Origin of the sequence: Streptomyces sp. NPDC058678, from assembly GCF_042714835.1 — a bacterium.
GTDB lineage: Bacteria > Actinomycetota > Actinomycetes > Streptomycetales > Streptomycetaceae > Streptomyces.
In genome coordinates, this window is sequence record NZ_JBHXSG010000040.1 from 91,219 (window position 1) to 101,583 (window position 10,365).

Below are 10,365 nucleotides of genomic sequence, written 5' to 3' on the forward strand. Positions count from 1 at the left end.
ACGTCCGAACCTCTCGGCCGTACAGAGGATGGTTCGATCGCCGGGCGAGGGGGGTACTCGTGGGTCTCCACATATCGCCGCATACCGGCCGGAGCTTCCAGGAGGTGATGGGAGTGGCAACCTCGTCAAGGTCGTCGATGGAGACCCATCCCGACATCGTCGACATGCGCAACCGTCATGAGATGGCGGAGCGCGCCACCAGTACACCCAGGGCACAGGCCATCGAGGCCATGGCGTTCCTCACCGGCGTGTACCTGGCGGCCTCCCCGTGGATCGCGGGCTTCAGCAACCTGTCCGCGCTGGCGGTCAACAATCTCGTCGTCGGCATCGCCTATGCACTGTTGATGAGCGGAGGTTTCGGCCGCGCCTACGAGCGAACGCACAGCATGGCGTGGGCCGCCTGCGCACTGGGTGCGTGGACCATCATCGCGCCGTGGGCCGTCTCTGGTGACGTCAGCACCACCAGGACCGTCTGGAACAACGTCATCGTCGGTGTCATCGGCCTCCTGCTGGGTCTGGCCGCCAGCGCCGTCGCCGGCGAGAGGAGGCCGTCGCGGGCCGGACGTGGGTCCGCCACATAGACCGAGGCCGAGTCGTATCGCCTCGTCTGCCGCCTCCCTCCGAAGCCCGGACCGGCCCGCTCCGGTCCGGGCAGAGGGCGTCCGGCCCACGTACGGGCTTACAGCCGGCCGAACTTCGACCGCAGGGAGACCTACTCGGGAGGAACGATGGATCATTCGCGGGTGCCGGTGCTGGAGGCGTTGCAGGAGTTCCGGCGTCGAGGAGACGTGGCCTACGGTCCGCCGGGGCACAAGCAGGGCCGCGGCGTGGACCCGCGGATGCTGGAGATCGTCGGGTCCGACGTGTCCGCCCGGACGTGCTGTCCCTCAACGGGCTCGACGACCGCCGCCAGTCCCAGGGTGTGCTCAGCCAGGCCCAGGCACTCATGGCCGATGCGGCCGGCGCCGAGCAGGCGTTCTTCTCCACGTGCGGCAGCTCCCTGTCGGTGAAGACCGCCATGCTTGCCGTGGCCGGCCCCGGTGAGAAGCTGCTTGTTGTCGCGCAACGCGCACAAGTCCGTGGTGGCGGCCGTCGTCGTCAACGGGGTCGAGCCGATCTGGGTCCGCCCGAAGTTCGACCGGGAGCGGCACCTCGCCCACCCACCGGAGCCCGACGACGTACGGCGCCGCCTTGTGGAGCACCCGGACGCCAAGGGCATGCTGCTGATCACACCGACCGACTGGGGCACGTGCGCGGACGCCAAAGGCGTGGCGCGGGTGTGCCACGAGTTCGACGTCCCTCTCATCGTCGACGAGGCGTGGGGGCGCCCACCTGCCGTTCCACCCCGACCTGCCGGCCTGGGGCATGGACGCCGAGGCCGACCTGGTGGTCACCAGTGTCCACAAGATGGGCAGTGCCATCGAGCAGAGCTCCGTCTTCCACCTCCAGTACGACCGGGTGTCGCCCGAGGCTCTCAAGCAAGGGAGGACCTCCTCGGGACGACCAGCGCCTCGACCCTGGTGTACGCGACCCTCGACGGCTGGCGCCGTCAGATGGTCGAGCACGGGCGCGAACTCCTGGACGCGGCGCTGCATCGCGCGGAGCGGATCAGGCTCGCGGCCGGTGAGCTGCCCGGGCTGCGGCCCATGGGAAAGGAGGTCGTCGAGGAGGGGCTCGCCGACTCCTTCGGCCCCCTGAAGATCGTGGTGGACGTGCGGGACCTGGGCGTCAGCGGCATGCAGGCGGCCGAGTGGCTGCGGGCCCACCGGCACGTGGACGTCGGCGGCTCCGACACCTGCCGTATCAGCGCCTCGATCACGCATGCCGACGACGACGAGACCGAGAAGATCCTGCTGGACGCCCTGCGCGCCCTCGTCGACGGCGCCGACTCCATCGAACACCAACCGCCGGTCCACCTGCCGGAGCCCTCGGCGCTGGAGCTGGAGCAGGCCATGCTGCCTCGCGAGGCGTTCTTCGCCGAGGTGGACCACGTGCCCGCGGAACGCGCCGCGGGACGGATCGCCGCGGAGATGATCAGCCCGTACCCGCCGGGCGTGCCGGTGATCGCGCCCGGAGAAGTGATCACCGACGAGATCCTCGACTACCTGCGCAGCGGCGTCGAACACGGCGTCCTGATCCCGGACGCGGCCGACCCCTCGGTCAGGACACTGCGGGTGGCCGCGCGGCGCTGAGGGCAGGCCGGGCGGATGCCGCGGTGGGCAGGAGACGCGGCCCGTGACGACACAGCGCTCACGAGAGAACCACGGAGCCGACAGCGGAGCGGGCCGTCCATGTGCTCAGGGCCCGGCGCGGGCCGAAGCTTCGACAAGACCCGCGCCGGACCACCGACGGGTCCGCCCTGAACGGGAGAGCGCTGATACCCCTCCGAAGCCTCCGGCCCGCTCCATGACTTGAATCGCGGACAGGGGCTACACACCGGGATCCGCGCCCCAAAGCCCGCCGAGCTGAAGCCGGTTCAGGGACGCTGCGCCGGAACGCTCTGATGCACGAGATGCGGATCCGTCACCGCCACCGGCAGCACGATCTCGTCGATGCGCGCCATCAGGTCCGCCTCCAGCGTCACACCGGCCGCCTTCGCGTTCTCCGCCACCTGCTCGGGCCGGGAGGCGCCGACGATCGCTGCGGACACGTTGCTGTTCTGCAGCACCCACGCGACCGCCAGCTGAGCCAGGGTCAGGCCGGCCTCGTCGGCCAGCGGCTTCAGCCGCTGCACCGCATCGAGCACCTCGTCCCGCAGGAAGCGGCTGATCATCGCCGAGCCCTTGTCGTCCGTCGCCCGCGACCCGGTCGGCGGCTGCTGCCCGGGAAGGTACTTGCCGGTCAGCACACCCTGGGCGATCGGCGACCACACGATCTGCCCGATGCCCAGCTCCTCGCTGGTCGGCACGACCTCACCCTCGATCACCCGCCACAGCATCGAGTACTGGGGCTGACTCGACACCAGCGGGATCCGCAGCTCCCGCGCCAGGGCGTGCGCCCGCCGTATCTGATCGGCCGTCCACTCGGAGACGCCGATGTACAGGGCCTTACCGGAGTGGACCACGTCGGCGAACGCCTCCATGGTCTCCTCCAGGGGCGTGAACCGGTCGAACCGGTGCGCCTGGTAGAGGTCCACGTAGGAGGTCTCAAGCCTGCGCAGGGAGTTGTCGATCGACTCCATGATGTGCTTGCGCGACAGCCCGCGGTCGTTCTTCCCGGGGCCGGTGGGCCAGTACACCTTGGTGAAGATCTCGATCCCCTCGCGACGCTCGCCCTTCAGCGCCCGCCCGAGCACCGACTCGGCGCGTGTCTCGGCATAGACGTCAGCGGTGTCGAACGTCGTGATGCCTGCGTCGAGAGCGGCTCGCACACAAGCGAGGGCGGCTTCCTCCTCGACCTGTGAGCCGTGGGTCAGCCAGTTGCCGTAGGCGATCTCACTGATGATCATGCCGCTGTTGCCGAGATGCCGGTATTCCATCGTTGAACCCCTCGTAGCGTAGGTGTGCTCATGATCCCGCCTGAGCCGGTCGATGATGCGACCGGCTCAAGGAGATCATCCACCGAGGGACCGGCCGGGCGCGAGAGCGGCTTGTCATCCCAGCTCCGACCGATCGTGTGACCGCTTCGTCCCCGCCACGAACTCAACGCCCGCCCCTGCGATGCCGGCGTCCCCCGCCGACCAGCCGCCGCGGCTCGTCCCTCCTCTCCGGACACGCGTGGATCCGGCCGATAGTCTGATGGGGCCTGGCACATCAGCGTGTACTCAGCCGGAGCTCCAGCGACCGCAGCACAGGAGGAACCGTGGCCGGTCAGTTTGAGGCGACGACCGAGATCAACCGCCCCGTCGAAGAAGTCTTCGCCTTCCTCGCGGACGGCACGAACGACCCCGAGTTCAGCCCCAGGGTCCAGAAGATCACGAAGACTCCGCAGGGGCCGACGGCAGTGGGTACGGTCTTTACGAGCACGGTCAAGGACGCCGGTATGAAGACGGGCCGGGAGTTCCGGATCACCGCATTCGAGAGTCCCCACCGGATCCGCTGGACAGAGGTCTCGAAGAACCTCGTGACGGCCGACGAGGGTGGCTATGACCTGGAGGCGACCGGTCCGGCCACGACCAGGGTGAGGATCTTCAACGTCCTGGAAGGCCACGGCATCGGAAAGCTGCTGGTGGGCTTCGCGCTGGTTGCGGCACGCAAGGATGCTCCCGCGTTCGGGCAGCGGATCAAGGCGGCGGTCGAGGCGTCCTAGGCGCTGTCGTCAAGTACCGCCGCATCAGACCGGCAGCGTGGATCGTCTCGCTGTGCCTGCACGAGTACGCGCACCTTCGCACCGGCCTGCACAGCGGCGTCATCTCGGTCGGCGCGAAGGGCCTGCCGGTGCCGGGCCCGGACGCTACGGCGTGATCGAGCCCGGGCTGTTCGTACGGCACAGGCGCCAGGTGCGGCCGTTCGCGCCCTTCGGCCTGCTGTTCGTGTTCGCGCTGCTGTGGCTTCCCTCGATGAACAGCGCGTTCTTCGCCGTGACCGACTCGGTCCTGGGCGCCCTGGGGATGGGCGAGTTCGAGACGTGTACTGCGGCCAGGCACTGTTCCGCTTCAGGCAGGGCACGAACGAGTTCTGCTCGGTCCGCCCGTGGCAAACCCGTGCCGGGCGTCGGAGTCGGCCGTGCCCCGTGAGCCTGCGGCCGCTAGGCGCGGGTGAGCTGCATGGGGCCCCGGCGGCGGACCGGGTGCGGCCGCAGAGGTGGCCGCAGGGCATGCGACCGGCTTCGCGGAACGGTCCGCCCGGTCACCGGTGTCACCAGCCGTCAAGTCGGCCGCGAGGCACGGTCGTTCGCTGATGGGCGGCGGTAACCGGGACGCGAGGTCGCCGACGCGGCGCGGAGGCCGAGATGCGGGTCGGGGAGGGTGGGGGGAGCATGGGAAGTGGGTGGACACCGCGAGACCCTGGTCGTGCCGGGCACCTCGGTCCCCCATCGCGGCGGTCGTGTCGGCCCCTGCGCCCCGTCGGCCGCTCTCACTCTGATGCCGGAAGTGATGGCGATGAGCAGCGAGCACGAGAAGTCCGACGGGAACGCACAGGCGGAGGGAACCGCCGACGAGCGACGGCCGCACCGGATGAGGATCCCCGGGTTCGTGATCGGTGACGAAGAGGTGGGGCTGGGCGACGTCGTCAAGCGGGTGACGTACGCGGCGGGTATTCGGCCCTGCGGTGGTTGTGAGCGACGGGCCGCCGCCCTGAACCAGTGGGTGGCGTTCTCGAACCGACGCGACCGCTGGTAGCTGACGACGGCTCACCGAGCAACTCAGGAAGGCTTGAGGGAGGAGTCACCCATGGAGCCCGAACAGACCGGCGTGCTGACAAGCCAGTCCGTGGACGAAGGCGATGACGAACCCAGGGGGGCGGCGCCGGCCGAGGACACCTCGCTCACGCAGGCCGCCTGCGCCTGCTCCGGGGCGCCGCTGTCCGCCACGCAGCATGCGCAGGTGCTGGAGGCCGCTCGGGCGGAGACGGGGACAAGCCCGGGCTATGTCTACGCGTTGGGGCAGATCCAGGTGCGGTTCCCCAGCCTGGGCGTGGAGAAGGAGTTCGCTCAGGTCGTCGGCCGGGCCGAGTCGCCGGATCTGACGGACGAAGCGGCGCTGCACCGTGTGCTGTCGGATCCGGACAACCGTTACCTGGTGAGGCAGTTGTGCTTCGTGCTGTCCATTCAGGGGGTCGAGACCTATGTCCTGCGCCCTCGCGACTCGGCGGGCTACGACCTGCTGATCGAGGCGATTCGACCCGTGAGCAGCCCCTCGGACCTCGACGTGGTCATCGGAATGCGCGGGCCTGTCGCTCCTCCTGAGGTGTGCAACGGCCTGACCGTTCCGGTGGTCACCTTCGAGCAGATCTATTCCTTCGACAGCGTGGAGCTCATCAGGGCGGTCAAACGCCCCGACGAGATACCCGCCAAGGACTTCGAAACGGCGTCGAGGAAACTGCTAGACAGGCTTCTGCAGATCGGTGACAACTCAGGCACCACCGACGAGCATCGTGCCATGAACTACGCGGCCGTCCGGAACGACAAGATCTATCGGGAGACGGTCAGGGAGTACGCGAAGGGTTTCCGCCTGAGCGCCGTGGACGTCTGCCCCTCCCGACTCAGTGGCAGTCGGAAGATCCTGGACATCGTGTTCTCCTACACCAGCCGCAAGACGGATGTGACGGAGAAGTCGTTCGTGCGGATCGATGTCACCGAGATGTTCCCCTTCACGAGGACCAACTGGTCGCCGTACTACGACCGGTGATACGCAGTTAGAGGTGCGCGGGAATGAGAATTCCTGGCTTTGCCGCGGACGCAGCGGTATATCGCAGCCGTAGCGGTTACTGGGTCAGGCGGCGCGAGGCCCGGATGCGGGGCGAGCGGTTGGTTCCGCAGTTGGATTCGTACTGCCGGATGGAATGCAGAGTGGAGTGTGATGCGTACAACGACTGCCACACGTCTCTCGACCCGGCGGCCTGCCTGGACCGCTGCGTCAGTGACTGCGTCGATCTATGCGAAGGCCTGATTCCGGGCTAGGGCCGAAGGAGAGGCGAATCATCATGAGGATTCCTGGATTTACCGCCGAATCGGCGGTCTACGAGACGACGGCAGCGGGAAGCGGTCGGCTGCCGCATCCGGGGGCCGGGCCGGACGGGGACCGGATCGTCCCGCAAGGTCTCTGTGAGATAGAGCTCGGGCCGGTGTGCGGCCAGCAGTGCAGGCGTTCCTCCAACCCGCAGCGCTGTGTTGCGCAATGCCTCGACGACATGTGTTCGCCGGGCTACGGCGGCAACCCCTGGTAGGACGATGAATCCGCTGGCTCTGGTCGGGCTCACGCCCTTGATGGAGCGGACTCTCGGCCGGCCCGGGGTCACCGTCGGGCTGATCGACGGAAGGGTGTCCCGGGATCACCCAGATCTGCGGGGTCATCCCGTACGGGAACTCCTTCCGGCGCCGCAGCGCGGATGCGACGCGGACGACGGCTGCTGCGCTCACGGGACCTTCGTCGCGGGAATTCTCAGCGCGCGACGGGGGTCCGCGGCGCCGGGCATCTGCCCGCACTGCACCCTACTGTCACGCCCCGTCTTCTCGTCCCGCCCGGCCACTTCCGGTGGCTTCCCGGAGGACGGATGCCTCTCCGGAGCGCGCGCCGAGGAGCTGGCGGCGGCCGTCGTCGAGACCGTGGACGCGGGTGCCCGGGTGCTCAACCTCAGCCTCGCGCAGGCGGAGCCGTCCAGCACCCGGCACCGAGTGCTGGACGAGGCGCTGGATCACGCCGCGAGTCACGGCGTGATCGTCGTTGTCGCCGCGGGCAACCAAGGCACGCTCGGCACCTCGGTCATCACGCGGCATCCCTGGACGATTCCGGTGATCGCCTGCGACAGCGACGGGTGGCCGCTGAGCCTGTCCAACCTGGGCGCGGCGATCGGCAGGCGGGGGCTCAGTGCGCCGGGTAAGGGCGTCGTGAGCCTCGGCGTCGGCAGGAAGGCGCTCACAATCACCGGCACCAGCGCGGCCGCCCCCTTCGTCACCGGCGCCATCGCGCTGCTCCTCTCGGAGTTCCCGGCGGCACGACCCGCCACGGTGCGCTTCGCGGTCACACAATCCGCCGCCGCCAGCCGAGGCCGGCGTGGCTCGGTGGCCCCACCGCTGCTGGATGCCTGGGCCGCGTACAAAACCCTGCGCCTGGAGGGCGGGTGAGGCACGGCAGTGGGCTCGCCCCGCGCGTCTGTCCCTGCGGGACCGGGAACACCACGGGCGGTAGACGCACTGAGCGCTCCGCTTCTCCTCGCCGCCATGCTGGTCGGTCGGGGGCTTCGCCGGCGCCTGTCAGCCCTTGATGGCTCCGGTGAGCACACCGAGCAAATACGTATCCACGGAGGTCGCAGGCGCTTTCACCGGCAGGGTCATCGTTCGCTTCAGCCGGGGCCGCGCACTTCGACTGGTTCGAGTACGAGCCGCTGGGGCGCTGAAGCGGACCCCCTCGGGGTCGACGACGAACCGCTCCGGGCGAGCAAGTCTCCATGCGGCCCCGGAGCGGTTTCCACAACGAGACTGCTGAGTGGCCCCTGTCGCGTGTTACTCGGGCGTTGTGCACCGTCATGCAGCCGCGGCGATCCGGCTCGGTGAGGTCCCTTCCGGCAGCGAATCTCCGGCAGGCGTCCGGGCACCGTGTGCTCCGGTCAGTGCGGTTCGCGGACGACGGCGACTCCTCCGGCTGGGACGGTGACCGTCCCGGTGAGCGGCGTGCCGGTCAGGAGTTCGACGCCCTCGGCGGGCACCTCCGCTCCCTTACCGGCATGGTCGATGAGGAACAGGTAGTCGCTCTCCGTGCCGCGGCGCCGGACGACCTCGATCCCGGCGGGCGCCTGGTGCTCCGGTGCCACGTCTGCCTCCCGGCTGATGCGCTGGAGCAGACCGGCGAGAGTGTCCTGGTCGGGGTGGGTGGCCAGATACCACGCGGTTCCACTGCCGTGCTGGTGGCGGGTGACGGCAGGGTGGCCTGCCAACGGGCCGTCGGCGTAGGAGGCGACAGCTCGCGCGCCCGCGAGTCGAATCCGTTCCGACCACAGGTCGGCCGTGGCGCCCGGAGGCACTTCGCCCGTCAGGCCGGTCGTCTCTCCGGGCAGCAGCGGGAAGAGCTCGTCGGTGAGCACTCCGAGGACCTCGCGGAACGCGCCGGGGTAGCCGCCCAGGAACACGTGGCCGTTCTCGTCGACCATGCCGCTGTGGAAGCCGACGGCCAGCGTGCCCCCGCGTTCGGTGAACCGGGCGAGGTTCGCCGCGGCCGCCTCGGCCACCAGGTACAGCGACGGCACGAGGACGAGCTGGTAACGGTCGAGGCCCGGGTCGCCGGGACGTACGAAGTCGACGGCGACGCCCGCCCGCCACAGGGGGGCGTACCAGTCGCGCACCAGGTCCTGATAGCGCAGTTCGCCGCTGGGTTGGGAAGGCAGTTCCAGTGCCCAGCGGGCATCCCAGTCCCACACGATCGCCACCTGCGCCCCACCGGTGGAGTCCCGTACCTCGGCCAGTGCCTTCAGGTCCGCACCCAGCTGGACGACGTCCCGCCAGATGGCGCTGTCGGTTCCGGCGTGCGGCAGCATCGCGGAGTGCCACTGCTCGGCGCCTGCCTTCGCCGCACGCCACTGGAAGAACGCGATGCCGTCGGCGCCATGGGCGACGTGTGCCAGTGCGCTGCGCCGCATCTCTCCCGGCCGCTTGGCCCGGTTGACCGGCTGCCAGTTGACCGCACCGGTGGAGTGCTCCATGAGAAACCACGGGCCGCCCGCGAGCGACCGCATCAGGTCGCCGTTGAGGGCGAGGTCGATCTCGGCTTCCGGGTCGTCGGACATCAGGTAGTGGTCGTTGGAGAGGATGTCCAACTCGGGTGACCAGCGCCAGTAGTCCAGAGCGTCGAAGGTGCGCAGGACCATGAAGTTGGTGGTCGCGGGGATGTCCGGGGCGGCCTGGCGCAGCACCTCGCGTTCGGCGGTGCACAGCGAGAGCAGTTCGTCGGAGCAGAACCGGCGCCAGTCCAGTTGGTGGGTGGGGTTGGGGACGGCGCCGGTCGCGCGGGGCGGCAGGATCTGGTCCCAGTCGTAGTACCACTGGCTCCAGAAGGTGGTGCCCCAGGCGTGGTTGAGGGCGTCGAGGTCGTCGCCGTACTTCGTGCGCAGCCAGGTGCGGAAGGCGGCGGCGCCGGCGTCGCAGTAGCAGGCGGCGTTGTGGCAGCCGTACTCGTTGTGGATGTGCCACATGGCCACGGCCGGGTGGGCGGCGTAGCGCTCGGCGAGGGCTTCTGCGATCCGCAGGGCCGCTCTGCGGTAGGCCGGACTGCTGGGGCAGAAGGTCTGTCGGCTGCCGTGCCACAGCCGACGGCCGTCACGGTCGACCGGCAGGGCTTCCGGGTACGCCTTGAAGAACCAGGCGGGCGGGGCCGCGCTGGGCGTGGCGAGGTCGGCGGCGATGCCGTTCTGGTGGAGCAGATCGAGAATCCGGTCCATGCGGGAGAACTCGAAGACCCCTTCCGCTGGTTCGAGCAGCGCCCAGGAGAAGATGCCGACGCTGACCATGGTCACGCCGGCCTCGCGCATCAGGCGCATGTCCTCGGCCCAGACCTCCTCGGGCCACTGCTCGGGGTTGTAGTCGCCGCCGTAGGCGATGCCGGGCAGGCGGAGGCGGCGTTCAGTACTCACTGGTGGTGCTCCGGGGGGATAGGAGAGGACTGGTGTCATGACGGGTTGTCAGCCCTTGTTGGCGCCCAGGGTCAGTCCGCTGACGAACTGGCGCTGGAGCACGAAGTACACGATCAGGGTGGGGATCGCGGTGAGCAGGGCG

7 protein-coding genes and 3 pseudogenes are annotated in these 10,365 nt (G+C 69.3%); 7 read left to right on the forward strand and 3 right to left on the reverse strand.

The genetic code is table 11. The features are described from left to right. The first annotated feature begins 137 nt into the window (after positions 1-137). Positions 138-581 (forward strand): SPW repeat protein, encoded by a 444-nt coding sequence (locus ACFWWR_RS30975; RefSeq protein ID WP_383869167.1) that lies wholly within the window; start codon positions 138-140, stop codon positions 579-581. Between the two features lie 147 nt (positions 582-728). Then, positions 729-2,192 (forward strand): annotated as a pseudogene (locus ACFWWR_RS30980) (aminotransferase class I/II-fold pyridoxal phosphate-dependent enzyme). A gap of 284 nt (positions 2,193-2,476) precedes the next feature. On the opposite strand, the gene ACFWWR_RS30985 reads toward ACFWWR_RS30980, so the two are convergent. Continuing rightward, positions 2,477-3,478, reverse strand: a complete 1,002-nt coding sequence (locus ACFWWR_RS30985; RefSeq protein WP_383869169.1) for an aldo/keto reductase family protein — start codon at positions 3,476-3,478, stop codon at positions 2,477-2,479. 323 nt (positions 3,479-3,801) lie between these two features. On the opposite strand from ACFWWR_RS30985, the gene ACFWWR_RS30990 reads away from it, so the two are divergent. The 5 genes and pseudogenes from ACFWWR_RS30990 (at position 3,802) to ACFWWR_RS31010 (ending at position 7,725) form a co-directional block, all read left to right on the forward strand. Next, positions 3,802-4,248 carry an SRPBCC family protein gene (locus ACFWWR_RS30990; protein ID WP_383869172.1) on the forward strand — a complete coding sequence of 149 codons (447 nt, stop codon included), beginning with the start codon at positions 3,802-3,804 and terminating at the stop codon, positions 4,246-4,248. A gap of 32 nt (positions 4,249-4,280) precedes the next feature. After that, positions 4,281-4,626, forward strand: a pseudogene (locus ACFWWR_RS30995) (hypothetical protein); the annotation flags it as partial. A gap of 298 nt (positions 4,627-4,924) precedes the next feature. Next, positions 4,925-5,281, forward strand: a complete 357-nt coding sequence (locus tag ACFWWR_RS31000) for a hypothetical protein (protein WP_384306672.1) — start codon at positions 4,925-4,927, stop codon at positions 5,279-5,281. 51 nt (positions 5,282-5,332) lie between these two features. Beyond that, positions 5,333-6,289, forward strand: a complete 957-nt coding sequence (locus tag ACFWWR_RS31005) for a hypothetical protein (RefSeq protein ID WP_383869178.1) — start codon at positions 5,333-5,335, stop codon at positions 6,287-6,289. Between the two features lie 542 nt (positions 6,290-6,831). Continuing rightward, on the forward strand, positions 6,832-7,725 hold the full coding sequence (locus tag ACFWWR_RS31010) for a S8 family serine peptidase (protein WP_384306675.1): 894 nt from the start codon (positions 6,832-6,834) through the stop codon (positions 7,723-7,725). 482 nt (positions 7,726-8,207) lie between these two features. Here the strand turns inward: ACFWWR_RS31010 and ACFWWR_RS31015 are convergent, their stop codons facing one another. Together ACFWWR_RS31015 and ACFWWR_RS31020 are read right to left on the reverse strand one after the other, a co-directional pair. After that, the gene (locus tag ACFWWR_RS31015; RefSeq protein WP_384306677.1) at positions 8,208-10,262 is read right to left on the reverse strand and encodes a beta-galactosidase; all 2,055 of its coding nucleotides are present in this window, start codon (positions 10,260-10,262) and stop codon (positions 8,208-8,210) included. A 9-nt stretch (positions 10,263-10,271) separates the two neighbouring features. Beyond that, a pseudogene (locus ACFWWR_RS31020) lies at positions 10,272-10,365 on the reverse strand (carbohydrate ABC transporter permease); the annotation flags it as partial.